Source organism: Bradyrhizobium sp. Arg816 (genome assembly GCF_029989365.1).
Taxonomy (GTDB): Bacteria; Pseudomonadota; Alphaproteobacteria; order Rhizobiales; family Xanthobacteraceae; genus Bradyrhizobium.
The window spans coordinates 158,889-179,768 of sequence record NZ_JAPRAQ010000005.1 but is presented as its reverse complement, the minus strand read 5'-3'; the positions used below and the strand labels follow the sequence as shown (position 1 = coordinate 179,768).

Genomic DNA, 20,880 nt, shown 5'->3' with positions numbered 1-20,880 from the left:
GCCATGCGCGTTGTGATCTGCGGCGGCGGCGTGATCGGGGCCTGCACCGCCTTGTTTCTCCGGCGCCACGGCATCGAGGTCATCGTGGTCGAACGGACCGAGGTCGCGGCCGCCGCCTCCGGCAAGGCCGGCGGCTTTCTGGCGCGTGACTGGTGCGCCGGCTCGCCGCTCGACGCACTCGCCCGGCGGAGCTTTGTGCTTCATGCGCAGCTGGCGCAGGAGATCGCCGGTGATTGGGGCTATCGCCCGATGACCGCGCATAGCGGCTTTGTTGCTTCCGACGGTGATCCGCGCCGGAATGCACCATCTGCGCTCGGCTGGCTCGCCAACGGCGTCGTCATCGCGCAGCGCATCGGTACGACGCAGACGACTGCGATCGTTCATCCCCGCAAATTCACGTCGGCCGTGATGAACGCGGCAGTCGCGCAAGGCGCCGAGCTTCGCGTTGGCCGCATCACGGGCATCGTGCGCGATGCGAATGGCACGACCGCAAAGGGTGTCGAGGTCGAAGGCAGCGTCGTTGAGGCGGACGCTGTCGTGATCGCGATGGGACCATGGTCGCTGCTCGCCGCGCAATGGATGCCCCTGCCCGCTGTCTACGGCCAGCGCAGCCCGAGCATCGTGTACGATCTCGGCCCCAACGTGCCGGCCGATGCGTTGTTCCTGGAGTATGACGAGGACGGCAGCGCCGTGTCGATCGAGGTGTTTCCACGCGCCGACGGCAGCACGCATATCACCGCACTCTCGGACATCGCGCCGCTGCCGCTCGATCCGGCGGCCGTGACGCCGGACGTCGATGCGATCGCGCGCCTGCAAATCATGTGCGAACGGCTGTCGCCACTGTTTCGTCCCGAAAAGATCATCGCGCAGCAGGCCTGCTTCCGACCGGTGACCGAGGATGGCCTGCCGTTGATCGGCAAGGTGCCGCAGAGCGAAGGCCTCTATGTTGCGACCGGGCACAATGTCTGGGGCATCCTCAACGCGCCCGCCACCGGCGAAGCGCTGGCGCAGCTCATTGCCAAAGATGCGACGCCTGTAGACTTGTCGCCATTCGATGCGGCCCGATTGAGGCCGCTCGATCCGTCGTTGCTGCAAGCGCGCTGAACCGGCATCGCTGCTCGTCTTGTAGGCTACCGCCCGCTTCGACGCTCACGCATGCCCGCCGACAGAATCTGCATGCCTGCGCGCGTCATGAGTGTCTCGCAGCTATCCTGCCCGCAATTTGCGCCGCGCTAGACTTTAGTCCGTCTCCCCAATCCTGAACGTGGTTTCACTTGCCGAGACCTCCCCCGCCGTTATAGTTGCGACATAATGGCTCACAAGAGGCCTGTTCAAAGGGAGAGAACAACATGAAAAAACGACTCTCTGTTGCATTGCGAATAGCGCTCGGTGCGGCCGCGACGGGCGCGGTGATGGCAGCGTCAGGCGCGGCACTTGCAGCCGATCCCCTCAAGATCGGCGTGATCGCGGAAGCGCAGGCGATCGCCGGCGCCTCCATTCCACAGGCGGCGCAGCTTGCCGCCGACGAGATCAACGCCAATGGCGGCGTCGACGGACGCAAGATCGAGATCATCTCCTACGACAATCACTCCTCGTCGGCGGATTCAGTGCGTGCGTTCCAGCGCGCGGTGAACGAGGACAAGGTCAACGCGGTCATTGCCAGCTATATCAGCGAGGTCGTGCTGGCGCTGGAGCCCTGGGCCTCGCGGCTGAAGACGCCGTTCGTCACGCCGGGCGCCGCCTCCAACGAGATCAGCAAGAGCGTCCACGCCGATTACGAGAAGAACAAGTACACCTTCCACGGCTATCTGACCTCGGCCGCGCTGGCGCTCTCGGTCTGCGACGGCGCCAAGGACCTGCTGGTCGACAGGATGCACATGAAGACCGCGGTCATCATGAGCGAGGACGCCGCCTGGACCAAGCCGCTCGACATCGGCTACGAGGAGTGCCTGCCCAAGATCGGGCTGAAGGTGCTCGACCACATCCGCTTCTCGCCCGATACGACCGACTTCACGCCGATCTTCAACAAGATCGAGGGCTCCAAGCCCGATGTGATCATCACCGGCATCTCCCATGTGGGCGTGCAGCCGACGGTGCAGTGGAAGAACCAGCAGGTGCCGATCCCGATGTTCGGCATCTCCTCGCAGGCAACCAACGAGACCTTCGGCAAGGACACCAACCAGGCGGCCGAAGGCGTGCTCTATCAGGGCGTCTCCGGGCCGGGCGTCGCGGTGACGCCGAAATCGGTGCCGTTCGCGGAGAACTTCAAGAAGAAGTTCGGCAATTATCCGTCCTATGCCGGCTACACCGCCTATGACGAGGTCTACTACATCGCCGACGCGGTCAAGCGCGCCGGCTCGACCGACGCCGACAAGCTCGTCGCCGCGCTCGAGAAGACCGACTGGGAAGGCACGATCGGCCGCGTCCAGTTCTACGGCAAGGACGATCCGTTCACCCACTCGATCAAATATGGCAAGGGCCTGATCACCGGGCTGATGCTGCAATGGCAGGACGGCAAGCAGAGCGCGGTCTGGCCCAAGGACGTCGCCAAGGTCGACGTCAAGTTCCCGAGCTTCATCAAGCTCAGCAACTAGCAGGACATGCTCCCGGGACCACCTCCCGGGAGCTTCCACATGCGGCTCTCCGCAGCACCTTCCCTCAAAGCGGCAGTCGCACTGCCACCTGGCCAATCATAGATGCGAGCTTTCCAAATTCTGATCGATGGCTTTGCCATCAGCGCTCTCTACGCTCTCGGTGCCACCGGCTTCACCCTGATCTTCGGCGTCTCCGGCGTGCTCAACCTCTCCCACGGTGCCATCATGGTGGCCGCAGCGGTGGCGGCCTGGGCCGCTGCGAGCATCCTCAACGTCGGCACCTATGCCGGTGCGCTGATCGGGGTCGCCGTCGCTCTCCTCACCGCCTTTGCGACCTATTTCGCGGTGGTGAAGCCCATTCAGGACTCCCGGCGCATCCCCAATGAGGAGAAGGAGATCTTCGTCCTGACGGGAACGCTGCTCTGGGGCATCATGATCCAGGAGCTGATCGCCTATTTCTTCACCAACAACGCCAAGACCGTGCTGCCGATCGTCGAGGGCGTGGTCGAGATCCTCGGCGTCCGCACGCCGCGGAACGAGATCTTCACAGCGATCGTGTGCTGCTTCGTCATCGCGCTGTTGTGGCTGCTCGTGAACCGCACCCGCACCGGCAAGGCGGTGCTGGCGGCGTCGATGAACCCGCGCGGCGTCACCCTGCTCGGGCTCGAGCTCACCAACATCTACGTCGTGGTGTGGGCGATCTACGGCATCCTCGCCGGCATCGCCGGCGTGCTGCTCGGCATGTTCCTAGGGGTCAGCTCCTACAGCGTCGGACCGCTGACGGCGAGCGCGTTCTCGATCGTCGTGCTCGGCGGTCTCGGCAGCGTCTCCGGCTCGCTGATCGCGGCCTTCGTGGTCGGCTATCTCGAGACGCTGACGGCCTATTTGGTCTCGCCGGCCTACCGCACCATTCCGGCGCTGCTGCTGCTCGTGTTCGTGATGTATATCCGGCCCCAGGGCCTTCTGGGGAGGCGCTGAGATGTCCACCTTCTTCACCTCCCGCCTGTTCTTCATCTCGGTCGCGCTCGTCATCATCGCAGCGACGCTGCCGCTCTACGTCTCCGGCTATGTGCTCGGCCTGCTCACCGTCGCGTTCTATTTCGGCGTGTTCGCGATGGCCTGGGACCTGCTGTTCGGCTTCGCGGGCGAGGTCAATTTCGGGCCCACCTTCCTGATCGGCGTCGGTGCCTACACCGCCGGCATTTTGAATTCCCAGTTCGGCTGGTCGGTCTATCTCTGCATCGTGCTGGGGGCGCTGGCCTCCGTCATCGCGGGCCTCGTTCTGGCGCTGCCGGCTTTGCGCGTGCGCGGGCCGTATTTCGGCCTGACCACGCTGGTCGCGGTGTTGATGTTGCAGAATTTCATCGTGGTGTTCGCCGATCTCACCGGCGGCGAGATCGGCCTGACCATCCCCGACGTCATCACCATCAGCGCCGGCGCCAATTACTGGATCGCGCTCGGCTTCATGACGATCTCGGCGGCGATCCTCTACGGCCTGTCGCAATCGCCGATAGGCCTCGTGCTCCAGGCCAGCGGCCAGGATCCGGTGCAGGCCGGCGCGCTCGGCTTCAACATCGTCAAGCACAAGCTCGCCGCCTTCATCGTCAGCGCATTCTTCTCTGGTTTATCCGGCGCGCTGCTGGTGTTCTATTTCGGCACCGCCTCGGTCGGCACCGTCGTCGACGTCGCGGTCGGTGTGAACGTGATCGTCTCGGCCGTGCTCGGCGGCCGGCGCACCGTGCTTGGCGCCGCGCTCGGCGCGATCTTCCTGATCGTCGCCGGCGAATTCCTGCGCCCCACCGGCGAGCTCGCGACCTTCATCGTCTCGGCGGTCGCGCTCCTCGTCGTGCTGTTCTTCCCCGGCGGCTTCCTCGGAGCAGCCCTCTCGCGTGAGGCGCGCTCGTGATGGATATGATCGCAAACCGGCCCGTGCTCGACGTCCGCGGCCTGACGAAACGCTTTGGTGGATTGACGGCGGTGAAGAACCTCGGCTTCGAGGTGAACGCCGGCGAGATCTTCGGCCTGATCGGGCCGAACGGCTCCGGCAAATCGACCGCGATGAAGAGCGTGATGGGCATCGAACGCCCGACATCGGGCGAAGTCATCTTCGAGGGCGAGAACGTTGCCGGCCTGCCCGCGCACAAGATCGCGCGCAAAGGCTTTGGCATGGTGTTCCAGCACTCGCGGCCGCTGAACCGGCAGACGGTGCTGGAGAACATCATGGTCGCGCTGCTGCCGGACAGCCTGTTCATGCTGTTCCCGGACAAGGCGCTGGTCGAGCGCGCCAAATGGATCGCCGACCGCGTTGGGCTCGGCAACGTCATGAACCGCCGTCCGCCGACGCTGCCGTTTGCCGATTTGCGTCGACTCGAGCTTGCCAAAGCGATCGCGCGTGACCCGAAAGTGGTGCTGGTGGACGAGCCCTTCGCGGGTCTGACGCGGGCGGAGGTCGACGTCTTCTCCGACCTGATCCGCAGCTTTCGCGATGAGGGCCGCGCCGTGATGCTGGTCGACCACAACGTCAAGAGCGTCGCCGCGCTGGTCGACCGCGTGCTCGCGATGTATCTCGGCGAGGAAATCGTCACCGGCAAGGCCGACGATGTCATGAAGAACGAGACGGTGCGCCGGGTCTATCTCGGCGGCGCCATCGAGACCCATGCGCGGCCCGAGACCAGCTTCAAGGACAAGGTGCCGCTGCTCCAGGTCGAGAATGTCAGCGTGTTCTACGGCAAGGCGCAGGCGCTGGAGAACGTCTCGATCCACGTCCACGAGGGCGAGTTCGTCTCAATCGTCGGCCTCAACGGCGCCGGCAAGACCACGCTGTTCAACACCATCTCCGGCTTCCTGCCCTATAGCGGCGAGATCGTGCGCGGCGGCGACAGACTGCGTGGCACGAGCCCGGCGAAAATCGCGCGCAGTGGCATCGTGCAATGCCCGGAATCGCGCGAGCTGTTCGGCGAGATGAGCGTGCGCGAAAATCTCGACCTCGGCGGCCAGCATCTCTCCGACGACAAGCGCGCGGCGCAGCTTGCCTGGCTGTTCGAGCTGTTCCCGATCCTGAAGGAGCGCCAGGGCCAGATGGCACAAACGCTCTCCGGCGGCGAGCAGCAGATGCTCGCGATCGGCCGCGCGTTGATGATGCAGCCGCAGATTCTGATCCTGGACGAGCCGACGCTGGGCCTCGCTCCCGTCATCCTCGAGCAATTGTCCAAGGCGCTGACGAAGCTGCGGCAGACCACCGCGATCACGGTGCTGCTCGGCGAGCAGAACGTCACCTTCGCGCTGCCGCATGCCGACCGCGTCTATGTGCTGGAGCATGCGCGGATCGTTTGGGAGGGCGATCCCGGCCGCTTCGCGAGCGAAGCCGGCGCCGATTTTCTCTAATTCGCGCGTATCAATAACAAAACAAGCAAAGGGAAACGACCATGCGACCATCGACGAATCTAAGCAGCCACTTCCTTCTCGCCTCCGCGCTGGCCCTGTGCCTCGCCGCGCCCGCCTACGCGCAGTCGAACGACCCGATCAAGATCGGCGTCATCGCCGAAGTGCAGTCGATCGCGGGTGCCGCGACGCCCGGCGGCGCGCAGATCGCGGCCGACGAGATCAATGCCAAGGGCGGCATTCTCGGCCGCAAGGTCGAGATCGTCACCTATGACAACAAGAGCTCGTCGGCCGACTCGGTGCGCGCGTTCCAGCGCGCGGTGAGCGAGGACAAGGTGTCGGCCGTGATCGCGAGCTATATCAGCGAGGTCGTGCTGGCGCTCGAACCCTGGGCGGCACGGCTGAAAATTCCGCTGATCACGCCGGGCGCCGCCTCGAACGAGATCACCAAGGCGATCCACAACGACTACGAGAAGAACAAGTACACTTTCCACGGCTATCTGACCTCGGCCGCCCAGGCCCAGCTCGTCTGCGACGCCGCCAAGGATCTGCTGGTCGACAAGCTCAAGTTCAAGACGGTCGCGATCATGAGCGAGGACGCGGCCTGGACCAAGCCGCTCGACGTCGGCTACGAGGCCTGCCTGCCCAAGGCGGGCCTGAAGGTCGTGGAGCATGTACGCTTCTCGCCCGATACCACCGACTTCACGCCGATCTTCAACAACATCGAGGGCAAGAAGCCTGACGTGATCGTCACCGGCATCTCGCATGTCGGCGTGCAGCCGACGGTGCAGTGGAAGAACCAGCAGGTGCCGATTCCGATGTTCGGCATCAGCGCGCAGGCGCTGAGCCCGACCTTCTGGAAGGACACCAATGGCGCCGCCGACGGCGTGCCGTCGCTGGCCGTGGCAACACCCGATGTTGCCGTGACCGCCAAGACAAAACCGTTCGCGGCCGCCTTCAAGGCCAAGTTCGGCACGCCGCCGGCCTATACCGGCTATACCGCCTATGACGAGGTCTACTTCATCACCGAAGCGATCAAGCGCGCAGGCTCGACCGATCCCGACAAGATGGTCGCAGAACTGGAGAAGACCGACTACGAGGGCACGATCGGCCGCATCCAGTTCTACGGCAAGGACGACGAGTTCACCCACGGCATCAAGTCCGGTCCCACGACCGTGTCCGGCCTCGTCTTCCAGTGGCAGGACAGCAAGCAGGTCGTGGTCTGGCCCGAGAAGATCGCGGAAGGCATGCTGAAGTTTCCCGCCTTCGTGAAGCTGTCGCAGTAACATCCGGCGCCTAGCGCTGGACCAGCCGGCACCCAAGTGCTTCACCTCGTGCAAGGCCCGTCGCGATCACCGCGACGGGCCTTCGCTTTGTGCAGAACGGAACTGGCGCACTGGCATTGGAGGACCCATCCTGCGATCTTGCGGTTAGCATGTGCCATGCGGGTCCTTGTCCGCAGGGCCGGAGGAGCGAGATGGACGACCGACCGAGACAACCCGATAGCCTGATGCAGGACGATGGCTTCGTCCGGGTTCGGGGCGCGCGCGAGCACAACCTCAGGAACGTCGACGTCAGAATTCCCCGCAACGCCCTCGTCGTGTTCACAGGCGTGTCGGGCTCCGGGAAATCCTCACTCGCCTTTGGAACGATCTACGCCGAGGCGCAACGGCGTTATCTGGAATCGGTGTCGCCCTACGCGCGGCGGCTGTTTCATCAGATGCAGATTCCTGACGTCGACGACATCGAAGGGCTGCCGCCCGCCGTTGCGCTCCAGCAGCAGCGCGGCGCGCCGACGACGCGGTCGTCCGTCGGCAGCGTGACGACCATCTCGAATTTGCTCAGAATGCTCTATTCCCGCGCCGGCGATTACCCGCGGGGACAGCCGATGCTCTACGCGGAGGCGTTCTCCCCCAACACGCCGGAGGGCGCCTGCCCGACCTGTCATGGTATCGGCAGGATGCTCGACGTCAACGAGAAGTCCATGGTGCCTGATGACACCAAAACGATCCGCGAGCGCGCGATCGCGGCATGGCCGAGCGCCTGGCAGGGCCAGAACCTCCGGGACATCCTGACGACGCTGGGCTATGACGTGGACAAGCCATGGCGCGAGCTCCCCAAAAAGGACCGCGACTGGATCCTGTTCACCGAGGAGCAGCCGACCGTTCCGGTCTATGCCGGTTACGACGCCACTGAGGTCAAACGGGCCCTGCGCCGCAAGGAGGAGCCGAGCTATCAGGGCACGTTCACGGGCGCGAAGCGCTATGTTATGCAGACCTACACCAAGTCCGAGAGCGCGATGATGAAGCGCCGCGTCGCGCAATTCATGATCACCCGGGACTGCCCGACCTGCCATGGCACGCGGCTGAAGCCCGAGGCGCTCAAGGTGAAGTTCGCCGGTCTCACTATCGCCGAGATGTCGCACCTGCCGCTCAAGCAGCTGCAGGAACTGATCAAGCCGTTCGCAAAAGCCTCAGCGGACAGGTCTGAGAAGACCATCGTCGCCAAACGCATCTGCGAGGATCTGTCGGCGCGCCTCGCCGTCCTGCTCGACCTCGGCCTGGGCTATCTCGCCTGCGAGCGTAGCACGCCGACGCTGTCACCGGGTGAATTGCAACGGCTGCGGCTCGCGACGCAGGTTCGCTCGAACCTGTTCGGCGTCGTCTACGTGCTCGACGAGCCCTCCGCCGGCCTGCATCCCGCCGACACCGAAGCGTTGCTGCGGGCGCTGGACCGGCTCAAGCACGCGGGCAATTCGATCTTCGTCGTCGAACACGAGATCGAGGTGATCAGGCATGCCGACTGGCTGGTGGACGTCGGGCCCGACGCCGGCGAGGGTGGCGGGAACATCCTCTATAGCGGACCGCCCGCTGGGCTTGGCCAAATCGAGCAATCGCGGACCGCTCATTATCTCGCCCATCCACGAAAGAAGCTGCCGACGGTTCGTCGCGAGCCGAAGGGGCATCTGAAGATCAGGGGGGTGGTCCGCAACAATCTCCGCGGCCTCGACGTCGACGTCCCGCTGGGCGTCTTCGCAAGCATCACGGGCGTGTCGGGCTCCGGCAAGTCGAGCCTGATCAGCCAATTCCTCGTCGATGCCGTGGCCGGCCATCTCGGCCACACGCTTGCCGCCGAAGGGGACGACGACAGCCTGGCGCCCACGGTCGAGACATCGGGCGGCAAGATCGTCGCCGGCCTCGACCAGGTCGATCGCCTCGTCGTGGTGGATCAGAAGCCGATCGGCCGCACGCCGCGATCCAACCTTGCGACCTATACCGGCCTGTTCGACCATGTGCGAAAGCTGTTCGCGGCGACGCCGCAGGCAAAGTCTCGCCGCTACGATGCCGGACGCTTCTCGTTCAATGTCGCGAAGGGCCGCTGCGCGACCTGCGAGGGCGAAGGTTTCGTCTGCGTCGAGCTTCTGTTCCTGCCGAGCGTCTATGCGCCCTGCCCGACCTGTAACGGCGCGCGCTACAACGACAAGACGCTCGAGGTGAAGATTCGCGGCAAATCGATCGCGGATGTTCTGGCGATGCGCGTCGACGAGGCCTTCGACTTCTTCCGCGACGATTCCACACTGAACCGGTCGCTATCGGTCGTCCGCGAGGTCGGCCTCGGCTATATCCGGCTCGGTCAGTCTGCCACCGAACTGTCCGGTGGTGAAGCCCAGCGCATCAAGCTGGCGACCGAGCTGATGCGCCCGCAACGTGGGCACACGCTCTATGTCCTGGACGAGCCGACCACCGGCCTTCACCCGCGCGATGTCGAGCGGCTGATCGCGCAGCTTGAGCGGATCGTGGATGCCGGCAACAGCGTGGTCGTGGTCGAACATGACATGGATGTCGTCTCTTGCAGCGACTGGATCATCGATCTCGGCCCCGGCGCCGGTGACGAGGGCGGCAATATCGTCGCAGCGGGGACACCGCATCAGGTCGCCAAGGCCGGCGGCAAGACCGCAGGCTATCTTGCACGCCGCTTGAAGCAGTAGCGCGGTCTCGCCGCCCATTTCGCATTTGCGTTCGGCGTCGGGAGAACAGACCCCGACTTTCGCCATGTTGACTTTCCATCGTCCCGCTCCCCATAATTCGCAAAAGAATAACAAGACCAATCAACAGACGGGTTTTGAGGGAGGATAGGATGCCGACTTCACGCAGGCAGCTGCTGAAGAGCACTGCGGCTGCCGCCGCTGCACTCAGCCTCGATTGGACCCGGGCCCAGGCGCAAGCCGAGAATTTGCGCATCGGCCTGATCTACGACCTCACCGGCCCGTTCGCGGCGGGCGGCTCGGTCGCCTCGTCAATCGGCGCGCAGATCGCGATCGATCTCGTCAACGAGAAAGGCGGTGTCGGCGGCAAGACCAAGATTGTTCCGGTCGCCGCGGATTCCCAGAGCAAACCCGACGTTGCGATCAACGAGGCCGAACGCCTGATCAGCCAGGAGAAGATCGACATCCTCAACGGCGTCTATGCGAGCTCGCATGCGGTGCCGCTCGCCGCCAAGGTCGAGCAGCAGAAGAAGATCCTCTGGATCACGACAGCGGTCTCGACCGCCGTGTTCAAGGACAAGAACCTGCAATACGTGTTTCGCGCGCAGATCCATTCCGACCAGTATGGCCAGGCCTTCGCGAGCTTCCTCGCCGAGCACGCGCAAGGCAAGCTCGGCATGGATCCGAAGGACGTCAAGGTCGCGCTGATCCACGAGGACGGCCCCTATGGCGTCGGCGTCGCGGCGGCCGACGAGGCCTACGCCAAGCAGGCCGGCATCCAGGTGGTCCTGCGCGAAGGCTACTCCGCTTCGGCGCCCGACCTCTCGGTGCTCGTCACGAAAATCAAGCGCGCCAAGGCCGACGTGATCTCGCATGCCGGTTACAACCCCGACATCACCCTGTTCCTGCGCCAGGCGCGCGAGAGCGGATTGCGCTTCAAGATGCTGTTCGGCGCCGGCGCCGGCTACAGCCAGCTCGACAAGCTGCGTGCGACCTTCGGCGCCGACATCGACAATTTCTGCAACATCGATCCGGTACCGGCGCAATTGCTCGATCCGGCGAAGCTCGCGCCGGGTATCGGCGATCTGACCAACGCCATGGTCACGCGCTACAAGGCCAAGACCGGCGCGACCGAAGTGCCGCCGCACTGCTCGATGGGCTTCAACCAGACCTGGTTGCTGCTCAACAACGTGCTGCCGGTCGCCAAGGAGAAATACGGCAGCTTCGATCCCGAGGCCATCCGCAAGGCCGCGCTCGACGTCGACATTCCCGCCGGCGGCACCATCCAGGGCTACGGCGTAAAATTCTTCCCGCCGGGCACGCCGATGTCGGGCCAGAACGAGCGCTCGACCCCGGTGGTGATGCAGAACGCCGGCGAGCACATCTCGGTGGTGTGGCCGACGAATATCCGCACGCAGGACCCGGTGTTTCCGCTGCCGAAGGGTTCGACCTACGGGGCGTGAGGTGATGCGGACGGTGCCACCCTCCCCTGGAGGGGGAGGGTCGCAACGCATGCAGCGGAGCGGAATGCGTTGCGGGGTGGGGTGATCTCTCCTCACGGACACTGCCCGATTTGAGAGATCACCCCACCCCGCTCGCGCTTCGCGCGATCGACCCTCCCCCTCCAGGGGAGGGTAACGGAGCCGTACCCTACAACACCACCCGCCGTCCCTCCTCCGCGGCCCAGTAGCCCGCGTAGTTCACCTTGATCGTCTCATACGCCAGCGCGAGGTCCGACAGCGGCTGCCGTCCGCTCGCCGCGCATTCCATGAAGTCCTGGATCTCCTGGAGATAGCCGCGTGTCCACTCCTCCTCGAGGCAGACATATTGCCAGCCGGTTTTGCGGTCGACCTTCTCGGTGATGTAGACGCTGGCGAGCTTCTCCTCGCTGGTCTGGTAGCTCATCAGATGAGTGTTCGGGGTGATGTTGGCGAACAGCGAACCGCCGGAGGTGTAGGTTTCGATCAGATTGCGCACGCCGCCCATGATCATGTCGCCGGAAAACACGGTCGCCTTGGTGCCGTCGGAGAAGGTCGCCGTCAGCGTGCCCCAATCTTCGACATCGACCGGATTGGCCTTGATGTAGGTGCGCTCCTCGGGCTTCAGGACGGCCGTGACGTTGCCGACGTCGCCGGTGACACTGGCGACGCGGATGGTTTCGCCGCGCGCTTTGGCCTCCACCTGCTTGAGATAAAGCACGGCCGAGAGCGGATGGCAGCCCATGCGGATCAGCGAGCCGCCGCCGGTCATCGCCCATTGTGCGGCATGCGCCGCATGCGAGCCGGAATGACTCTCCTCGCCCTTCATGAACAGGATCTTGTCTTTGGTCGCCCTGATGATCTCCGCGGTCTTGGTCACCGCGGGCGCGTAGACCCAATCCTCCGCATACATGAAGAGTTTTCCGGTGCGCTCGATCGCGGCGCGGGTCGCGTCCATCTCCTCCAGTACCCGCTCATACATCAGCGCCTTCGGCACATGCTTGCCGATCGGCTGCGCGTCGCCTGCACGGCCGAAATAGCCGGCGAACGGCTTTTCGCAGATCACGTGCTTGCCGGCCTGCATGCTGGCGACGATCATGTCGGCATGGAGATTGGGCGGGGTGCAGATGTCGATGACATCGAGCTCGCGGTCCGCGATCAGTTCGGCAAAGCTGCGATAGACCCGTGGAATCCCGTGGCGGCCGGCGAATTCGACGACATGATCGCCGCGCGCCGCGACCGCCGCGACCTCGACATCTATGCCGTAGACGCGGCGGAACGCATACATATGCAGCTCCGACACGAAGCCGCAGCCGACAAGTCCCACCCGAATCCTGGCCATTACGCCCCCCTTACCCTTGCGTTGGGCGGCACTATAGCGTGACGGCCAGCCTATTCCACCGAGACCCGCACCACGCCGGCGCTCATCATGCCGAGCGCTTTGGCCGCCGGCACCGAGAGATCGACGATCCGGCCGCGGATGAAGGGGCCGCGGTCATTGACGCGGCACTGGATCGACCGGCTGCCGTAGGACACCCTCAGCACGGTGCCGAACGGACGCGTGCGATGGGCGCAGGTCAGCTCGCCGCCCTTACCGGCTTTTCCGTAACCGTAGTATGAGGCAAGCCCGTTTTCGGCTTGTGCGGCGGAAAATGCAGAAAGCGAAAAAATGGCCAGACTGAAGAATAACGTCGTCTGCGTTCGCACGGCACCGCTCCCGGTTAACCTGCCTGGCGCTGCAAACGTCGATTTGTTCCGGTAAGTTCCTGGAACACTGCCGGGCGCGCCCGGCAGTGCCATCACACATTGTTACTATTTATGGAACACCAGCGTGCGGACCTCGATGCTTTCACGCGGAGCCGCATCGGCCGGCGTGGTCGGATCGACGAAGGCCGTATGCGGCCCGAACCGCGTCCGGCCGTCGGTTGCGGAATCATAGCATTTGAGCAGCAGCGCCTCGTCCGGCGTCATCTCCGGAAAATAGAACCAGCGGTGGTTCGGATTGTACTTCACCGAATAGGTCTCGCCGCGGCGATTGGGATAGATCAGATCGGAGGCGACGAGATCGTCGGGCGCCACCGTCGTGCCGTCGGCCATCGCCAGCGGTGAATCGCGCAAGGGACCACGGATCGGCCGCCAGAGATTGATCACCTGCACACGCCCCTTCAACAGCGCGTCGGCTTCGTCGGGCAGATGCTCGCGCACGCGGTTGGCGCCGGAGATCGCGGTCTGGTCTACATGGACGCGCGTCGCAGGCTGGCGCGGGCCGCCGTCGCGAATATCCGCCGCCCCCTCGACACGCCTGCGCACGGTATGATCGAAGATGACGACCCGGTCGGCCTTCAACGTCGCGCGCAAAAAGGCCTCGACGGCGGGATAATAGACGGTGCGGATTTCCTCGTCGTTGTAAAAGTCCTTCACCTGCGTCGGGCGACGCACCAGCGTAAAACCCTCGCGATCGAGCGAGATGTTGTTCGCGATCAGCCGCGCATCGAAGATCGGGACCTGATGCGGCTCCGGCAACGACGTGCTCTTGGGCTCGCCCGGCGGCGGATCGAAAGCATATGTGCGCGGCTTGCCGGAAACCGGCGCGAGGTAGTTGAGTTCAGCAGTGACGAAGGGAAGCGATTCGATTTTTGTTTCTTGCAGGCCCATGGCCGGTCTCCCGATGTGGTCGTCTGAATGATTTTTGAGGAGATGCGCAGGACTGCAAGGGAGGTGATGCAAATAGCAATGAGGGTGTTGTCGGGAGCCACGAATGCAGAAAGAACGTTTCGAGGAAGCCGATCGAGCTGGAAACCTCCTCCTTTCCTCACGAGCCCTTGAGGCGCCCGTGAGAGCGTTTCTTCCTTCTCCCCTTGTGGGAGAAGGTGGCATAGGCGGCCTTCGGCCGCCGTTCTTAAGAACGCCGAAGCATAGCTTCGGCTATGGCGCCGGATGAGGGGCCTCTATCCGCGAACTCAACAGGGAGAGATGGAGTACGCGGAGAGAGACCCCTCACCCGTCTCTCCGCTACGCGGCGAGCCACCCTCTCCCACAAGGGGAGAGGGAAAGCGCCGCGTCCGGGACATGAGAGTGTTCGCTATAGCCCCGCCTTGGCGATCGCGTCCGCAAAAGACCGATCCACGATCTCGGCCGCATCGAGCTTCTGCTTGATCAGGCCCCAGCGGAAATAGAGGTCGATCGTGCTCTGCTCGTCCGCGACAACGCCGTCGTCGATCGGCGCAATGCGGATCTTTGCGCGCGACAGCCAGTTCTGCGGCACGGCGGTCGGGATGTTCATCAGCCTGCCCCAGGTCGCGGCATAGCTGTCGACGTTGCTCAGCGACCACGCCCGCGCCGCCGTAAGGCGCCGGATGAAGTCGGTCAGCTCCGCACGCTTGTTGCGGATCGCGTCGGGCCGTGCGACCTGAAAGCTCAGCCCCGGGGTCAGGCCCTCCGAGGTGATGACGCGGCGCGATTTGAACAGCACCTCCTCCTGGCTCACATACGGCTCCCAGGTCGACCAGGCATCGACCGAGCCTTGCGTGTAGGCGATCTTGGCATCGGACGGCGCCAGGAACGCGATCTGCACGTCGGACGCACTCCAACCGTTCTTCTCCAGCGCAGCCAGGATCAACTGATGACCAATCGAGCCGCGGCCGGTTGCGATCTTCTTGCCGCGCAGATCGGCGAACGTCTTGATCGGCGAATTCTCCGGCACGAGGATCGCGAGCCCTTCGCGCGTCTGCCGGATCGCGGCGATCGCCTTCACCGGCGCACCCGAGGCGGCGGCAAAGGTGAAGGGCGCATCGCCCACGAGCCCGGTCTCGATCGCGCCGGCGCTGAGCGCTTCCAGCAGCGGTGCCGCTGCCGGAAACTCCTTCCACTCGATCTTGTACGGGACGTCCTTGAGCACGCCTGCCGCTTCCATCACGGCCTGCGAATTGCCCTTCTGATCGCCGACACGCAAGGTGGTTTGCGCTGCCGCGAGCTCGAACGAGCCGAACAGCAGCGCGCCGGCCAGCATGAGGCGGATCATTCCGCGGCCTCACCGCGAACGGCCTGTCGCTTGGCGACCAGCTCGCGCGTCAACGGGATCAGCTCACGGCCATATTCGATGGCGTCGATCAGCGGATCGAAGCCGCGGATCAGGAAGTGGCTGATACCGAGATCGTAATAGTCGCCGAACACTTCGGCGACTTGCTCGGGCGTGCCGACCAGCGCGGTGGTGTTGCTGTTGGCGCCGGTGAGCTTTGCGATCTCGGTCCAGAGCCGCTTGTCGATGCGGCTGCCCTGGTCGGCGAGCGCGAGCAGGCGCCGCGCGCCGGCCGTGGCATGGCCATCGGCAGGCTTGCGATAGCCGGTCTTGTCCTGGAGCGCGGTGGCGCGCGCCAAAATCTCTTCCGCCTTCTCCCAGGCCTGCTTCTCGGTCGGCGCGATGATCGGCCGCACCGAGAGGCTGAAACGCGGCGTCGGCCGTCCCTGACGAACCGCCGCGTTGTGGACGCGGGAGGTGACGTCGCGCACCTGCACATAGGATTCCCCCCACAGCGCAAAGGTGTCGGCATGCTTGCCGGCGACCTCGATCGCTGCGTCGGAGCCGCCGCCGACGAAGGTGTAGATGCCACCCTTCTGCAGCGGCTTGACCTGCGAAAAGCCGTTCTCGACCTTGTAGTACTTGCCGCTGTAGTTGAACGGCTTCTCGCTGGTCCATTCCAGCCGTACCACATCGAGGAATTCGCTGGTGCGGGCGTAACGCTCGTCCTTGTCGTCGAGCGTGTTGCCGTCCTGCCTGAGCTCGGTCGCATTGCCACCGGTGATGACGTGCAGTGAGACGCGGCCGCCATAGAATTGGTCAAGCGTCGCGAGTTGGCGCGCCAAGAGCGTCGGCGCGGTAAAGCCCGGCCGCTGCGCAATCATCACCTTGAGCTTCTTGGTGATGGTCAGCACGTGCTGCGCGACCTGGAGCGCGTCCGGCGTGGTCGAATGGAACGCCAGCAGCGCACGGTCGAAACCGGCAAGCTCGTGCGCCTTCGCGACGGTCTCGATATAGGGTGGATCGAGCACCGGACCCTGGCGCACGATGGTCTCGGAAGCATTGCTGTTAGCGATAAAGCCGATGAACTCGACCGACATGATCGTCTCCCTGATTGTTTGGCGGAAATCTAAAGGCCCAATGCGGCGCGGCCGAGGCCGGTGCGGGTGGCGTCGTCCTGCGGCGTGTGCACGCGGCCGCACAGGACATCGCGATAGTGCCGCTCCAGCGGATTCGTGCGGGACAGGCCGTGATTGCCGGTCAGCGACAAGGCATCCTCGACCACGGCGACGGCGTTGTTGGTCACCGTCAGCTTGATCACGTTGGATTCGCCGGTGGAGAGATCGACGCCGTCGTCGAAGTCGCGGGCGAACGTCTCGATCAGCCGCGCATTGACCGCGAGCCTGGCCTCGATGGCACCGAGGATCTCCTGCGCCCGCGGCAAGGTCGCAAGCGGCGCGCCGAGGCTGGCGGGAACGCGCTGCTTCAGGAACGAGACCAACCAGTCGCGCGCGGCACGGGCAATGCCGTCATAGATCGCCGCGACAAACACCGTGTGGACGGTCGCCTGCGCGATGTCGGGCGCACGCCACTCCTGGGGATTGCGGACATCGACCTCGGCATCCAGCGGGATCACGACGTCGTCGAAGATGACGTCGTGGCTGCCGCTGGCGCGCAAGCCGTGATGATCCCAGGTCTCGACGATGCGGGTGCCCGGCAGTCCCGCCGGTACCAGGAACTGGCCGACGCGCGGCTCGGCTTCGTCGGTCCGGGCCCAGACCAGATACCATTTCAGAATCGGCGATCCCGTCGAATAGATCTTGTGGCCGGTGAGGCGCCAGCCGGTCTCGGTGCGGCGCGCGATCGTCGCCGGCAGGCCGCCGCGCGCGGGCGAGCCGAGCTCGGGCTCGACGCGGAGCGCGTTGACGAGCGCGAGGCCCTCGACGCTCTCACGCGCAAGCTTGCGCGAGAGCTTCGCCGGCCAGGTCGGGCTGCGCCCCATCACCAGATGGTTGATGTAGTGCATCGACAGCACCAACGCGGTCGAGGAATCGGCCTTGCCGATGATGCCGATGACCCGCGCGGCGTATCGTGCGCCCGTACCGGCCCCGCCATGAACGGCCGGCACCGTCAGCGACAGCAGACCCGCCTCGGACAGCTCGCGAAAATTCGCGAAGGGAAAGCTGCCGGCGCGATCATGCTCGGCGGCGCGCGCAGCAAAACCTTCGGCCAGCGCTTCGGCGCGCGCGATGTAATCGGGTTCGCTATGGGCCGCCCGGCCCTTGGCTACGGACGTCACCATGTGGCGTCTAACCCCAGGAGACCAAGGATCTGGCGGCGAAGATCGGCCAGATATGGATCGCCGCGATGGCGCGGATAGGGTCGGTCGACACGGATGTCGGCCTTCACCCGCGCCGGACGGTCGCTGAACACGATGACGCGGTTGGCGAGCACCAGCGCCTCCTCGGCGTCGTGCGTCACCAGCAGCGTGGTAAAGCCCTTGCGCTGCCAGAGCGAGACGAGCTCGGCCTGCATGGTGATGCGGGTCAGCGAGTCGAGCTTGCCGAGCGGCTCGTCGAGGATCAGGATTTTTGGATCATTCACGAGCGCCCGCGCAAGCGCGACGCGCTGCGCCATGCCGCCGGAGAGCTGATGCGGATAAGCATTGCGGAAGGACGCAAGGCCGACGAGATCGAGCGCAGCATCGACGCGGTGACGCTGGCTTTTTAAAATGCCCTGGGCCTCGAGGCCCAGGGCGACATTGTCCCAGACCGACCGCCAGGGAAAAAGGGTCGGATCCTGGAACACGACGACGCGCGACGGATGCGGCCGGGTGATGCGCGCCTCGTCCTCGCGCAACGTTCCAGCCTTGGGCTTGTCGAGGCCGGCGACGAGCCTCAAAAACGTGGACTTGCCGCAGCCGGAGGGGCCGAGCAACGCAACGAATTCGCCCGGCTCCACGGAGATGCTGACGTCGCTGAGAACAGGCAGCTCAGTGCCATCGATGTTGAAGGCGTGGCTGACCTGCTCGATGTCGAGCGCGGCGCCGGCGGCCGGCGGGGGCGCGATTTCGGCCAGTGCGGTTGCCGCTACCATTTCACGGTCCCCTTCTGCCAGACCAGCAGGCGATCGCGGATCGCGAGCAGCAGCGTGATGGCGCCGGAGCAGAGCAGCGACATCACGATCAGCGCCGCATACATGTTGGCGTAGGCGGCCCAGCCCTGCGCCCATTGCAGGTACCAGCCGAGCCCAGCCTTCACGCCGATCATTTCGGCCACGACCAGCACGGCGAAGGACGAGCCGAGGCCCATGAACAGGCCGACGAAGACGTGCGGGAGTGCCGCGGGGATCGCGACCTTCAGCACCAGGAAGGACGGCTTTGCACCGAGCGTGCGCGCGACGTCGTAATAGGCGTTGCTGACGCTCGCGACGCCGGACCAGGTCAAGACGGTGACCGGGAAGCCGGTCGCGAGCGCGATCAGGAAGGTCGAGGCGCTCCAGCTCGACGGAAACGTGAAGAAGGCAATCGGCAGCCAGGCGGTTGCCGGCAGCGGGCCGATGAAGCGCAGCACCGGATGCACCCAATAGCCGACCGCGCGCGACCAGCCGATCGAGACGCCGGTCAGGAAGCCGACCGTGGCGCCGATCAGATAGCCGCCAAGCTGCAGCTTGACCGAGGCGAACACGCTGTCGAGCAGCTTTGGCAAATCGTCGGTATAGACCTCGATGATCGACTGCGGCGGCGGGAAGAACGGCAGCGGCAGCCACGCAAACTTTGCGGTGGCAACCTCCCATAATGTCAGGAATGCCCCGAGCGCCACGAGCCAGGGCGCGCGCTGGCGCAAGGCCTTACCCGCGGTCCCCAGATAGTCGGCGCCGACGGTGCCGAACAAGGCGATTGCGGCAACGATGAAGGCGGCGATGCCGAGCGAGTGCGTCCGCGACCAGTCGCCGACATCCTCCCACCACAGGCAGGACAGGCCGAACGCGATCCACGCGACGCTGGCGAGAATGCCGACGCCGGATTCCCGGACCCAGCTCGCAAGGACCGGCGTGCGCGAGAGGCGCGGCGCGCCGGAGGCGAGGCCGTCAGACAGCGAATACGTCGACATAGATGCGCTCCGCGAATTTGGCCGTATCGGTGCTCTGCTTGAAGACCTGGACGCTCTTCAAATCGTCGGCATAGGACTTCAGCTCGCGCTTGAGCGCTTCACCGACGGGATGATGATGGTGGGTGTGGTAGCGCACCATGCCCTCGATGTCGGCGAGCGACGCTGTCTTCGGCGCATAAGGCTGGAACGACTTCGCCGTCACGGTCGGGTTCCGCGCGGTGAACATCGCGGCATCGAGCAGCGCCTGTGTGAGGGCGCGCGCGACTTGCGGCTCCTCGCGCACCAGGCTGCCGCGCAGGCCGAGGATGCAGCAGCTCTTGTCGCGATATTCGCCGTCGAGGTTGGAAGCGACTTCCTTGTACTGGCTGTCCTTGAGCCAGAGATAGCCCAGCGGATCGGACGACAGGAAGGCCTGCACCTCGCCCTTCTCCACGGCGACGTTGAGAAGATTGCCGGGATAGGCGCGCCAGTCGACATCCTTGTTGGGATCGATACCGAGCTTGGCGAGCTGGACGGAGAAGAAGTTCTTGTCGGGGCCACCGAGGTCGCCGACCGCGACGATCTTGCCCTTGAGGTCGGCGAGCTTGCTCACGCTGGAGTCGGCGCGGGTCAGGACGCGCATGCAGCCGCCATGGGTGCCGGCGGCGATCTTGACGTCAAAGCCCTGCTCCAGCGGCTTGAGCCAACGCAGCGCCATGCCGAGCCCGGCATCGCTCTTTCCCGTCGCGATCGCCTCGAGCAGCTGATCGGTCGAGCCGGAATAGTTGATGAGCTCGATGTCGAGATTGTGCTTCTGGAAGAAGCCGTGCTCGATGGCGACGGGCACCGGGGCGAGACAGACCGCGCCCGCGTTCCACGACAATTTCAGCTTGCGCGGCGCGCCGGTGAGGACGGGGCCATCCGCGGCCGTCCGGCACAGCGGAAACTCCGACAAGTCGACACCGGGCGCGATCGCCTGGGGCGCAAAGGCCTGTGCTGCACCAAAGGCACCAAGCGGCGCGGCAAATGCCGCCGCAAGCCCCGCCTGCAGCAAATGACGCCGGTCGAGGCCCGATCCGCTGCGCTTGTTGTCGTTGCCCATCAGTCCCCACTCCTGCGCTGGCACAGCTCCGCCATTCGCAACGTCTCGCGTTGCGCATGTTCCGTACGGAGCTGCGTTGAGAGAATAATTTTCGCCGGCGCTTCCCGCGCCGCTTTGATGCGATGCGCAAATCATGCGGCGCGCCCGCCGCATCGTCAATGAAATGGAATTTCGAATGTGGCGCGAAGCGAGGTCATTCTCTCCATCAGCGCACGGGACAGCGATGCAACG

17 protein-coding genes are annotated in these 20,880 nt (G+C 64.8%); 8 read left to right on the top strand and 9 right to left on the bottom strand.

Going from position 1 to position 20,880, the window contains the following annotated elements:
* The first annotated feature begins 3 nt into the window (after window positions 1-3).
* The 8 genes from OWC48_RS14875 (at window position 4) to OWC48_RS14840 (ending at window position 11,423) form a co-directional block, all read left to right on the top strand.
* Entirely contained in the window at window positions 4-1,104 is a 1,101-nt protein-coding gene (locus OWC48_RS14875; protein WP_282520665.1) for an FAD-binding oxidoreductase, read from the top strand.
* Between the two features lie 245 nt (window positions 1,105-1,349).
* Complete coding sequence (locus tag OWC48_RS14870; protein WP_282520664.1) at window positions 1,350-2,594, top strand: ABC transporter substrate-binding protein; 1,245 nt, start codon at window positions 1,350-1,352, stop codon at window positions 2,592-2,594.
* A 102-nt stretch (window positions 2,595-2,696) separates the two neighbouring features.
* Window positions 2,697-3,572, top strand: a complete 876-nt coding sequence (locus OWC48_RS14865) for a branched-chain amino acid ABC transporter permease (protein ID WP_282520663.1) — start codon at window positions 2,697-2,699, stop codon at window positions 3,570-3,572.
* A gap of 1 nt (window position 3,573) precedes the next feature.
* Window positions 3,574-4,500 carry a branched-chain amino acid ABC transporter permease gene (locus tag OWC48_RS14860; protein WP_282520662.1) on the top strand — a complete coding sequence of 309 codons (927 nt, stop codon included), beginning with the start codon at window positions 3,574-3,576 and terminating at the stop codon, window positions 4,498-4,500.
* On the top strand, window positions 4,500-5,978 hold the full coding sequence (locus OWC48_RS14855) for an ATP-binding cassette domain-containing protein (RefSeq protein ID WP_282520661.1): 1,479 nt from the start codon (window positions 4,500-4,502) through the stop codon (window positions 5,976-5,978). The genes OWC48_RS14860 and OWC48_RS14855 overlap by 1 nt, the downstream gene beginning before the upstream one ends.
* Window positions 5,979-6,019: 41 nt before the next feature.
* A complete protein-coding gene (locus OWC48_RS14850; protein WP_282520660.1) occupies window positions 6,020-7,261 on the top strand; it encodes an ABC transporter substrate-binding protein in 1,242 nt (413 codons plus the stop codon).
* A gap of 191 nt (window positions 7,262-7,452) precedes the next feature.
* Window positions 7,453-9,963, top strand: coding sequence for an excinuclease ABC subunit UvrA (gene uvrA, locus OWC48_RS14845; protein WP_282520659.1), 2,511 nt, complete (start codon window positions 7,453-7,455; stop codon window positions 9,961-9,963).
* Window positions 9,964-10,112: 149 nt separating this feature from the next.
* On the top strand, window positions 10,113-11,423 hold the full coding sequence (locus OWC48_RS14840; RefSeq protein ID WP_282520658.1) for an ABC transporter substrate-binding protein: 1,311 nt from the start codon (window positions 10,113-10,115) through the stop codon (window positions 11,421-11,423).
* A gap of 187 nt (window positions 11,424-11,610) precedes the next feature.
* Here OWC48_RS14840 and OWC48_RS14835 read toward each other — a convergent pair whose 3' ends face one another.
* From OWC48_RS14835 to OWC48_RS14795, 9 genes are all read right to left on the bottom strand, one after another.
* Window positions 11,611-12,780: a Gfo/Idh/MocA family protein gene (locus tag OWC48_RS14835; RefSeq protein WP_282520657.1), complete on the bottom strand. Its 1,170-nt coding sequence runs from the start codon at window positions 12,778-12,780 to the stop codon at window positions 11,611-11,613.
* Between the two features lie 50 nt (window positions 12,781-12,830).
* Window positions 12,831-13,145 (bottom strand): septal ring lytic transglycosylase RlpA family protein, encoded by a 315-nt coding sequence (locus OWC48_RS14830; protein WP_282520656.1) that lies wholly within the window; start codon window positions 13,143-13,145, stop codon window positions 12,831-12,833.
* 105 nt (window positions 13,146-13,250) lie between these two features.
* Window positions 13,251-14,093, bottom strand: coding sequence for a CmcJ/NvfI family oxidoreductase (locus OWC48_RS14825; protein WP_282520655.1), 843 nt, complete (start codon window positions 14,091-14,093; stop codon window positions 13,251-13,253).
* Between the two features lie 427 nt (window positions 14,094-14,520).
* Entirely contained in the window at window positions 14,521-15,459 is a 939-nt protein-coding gene (locus OWC48_RS14820; RefSeq protein ID WP_282520654.1) for an ABC transporter substrate-binding protein, read from the bottom strand.
* Entirely contained in the window at window positions 15,456-16,556 is a 1,101-nt protein-coding gene (locus OWC48_RS14815) for an LLM class flavin-dependent oxidoreductase (RefSeq protein ID WP_282520653.1), read from the bottom strand. Before OWC48_RS14815 ends, OWC48_RS14820 begins: the two co-directional genes overlap by 4 nt.
* A 29-nt stretch (window positions 16,557-16,585) precedes the next feature.
* A complete protein-coding gene (locus OWC48_RS14810; protein ID WP_282520652.1) occupies window positions 16,586-17,758 on the bottom strand; it encodes an acyl-CoA dehydrogenase family protein in 1,173 nt (390 codons plus the stop codon).
* On the bottom strand, window positions 17,752-18,552 hold the full coding sequence (locus OWC48_RS14805; protein WP_282520651.1) for an ABC transporter ATP-binding protein: 801 nt from the start codon (window positions 18,550-18,552) through the stop codon (window positions 17,752-17,754). Before OWC48_RS14805 ends, OWC48_RS14810 begins: the two co-directional genes overlap by 7 nt.
* Window positions 18,546-19,568, bottom strand: coding sequence for an ABC transporter permease (locus tag OWC48_RS14800; RefSeq protein WP_282520650.1), 1,023 nt, complete (start codon window positions 19,566-19,568; stop codon window positions 18,546-18,548). The genes OWC48_RS14805 and OWC48_RS14800 overlap by 7 nt, the downstream gene beginning before the upstream one ends.
* Complete coding sequence (locus OWC48_RS14795) at window positions 19,546-20,649, bottom strand: ABC transporter substrate-binding protein (RefSeq protein ID WP_282520649.1); 1,104 nt, start codon at window positions 20,647-20,649, stop codon at window positions 19,546-19,548. Before OWC48_RS14795 ends, OWC48_RS14800 begins: the two co-directional genes overlap by 23 nt.
* Window positions 20,650-20,880: the final 231 nt, after the last annotated feature.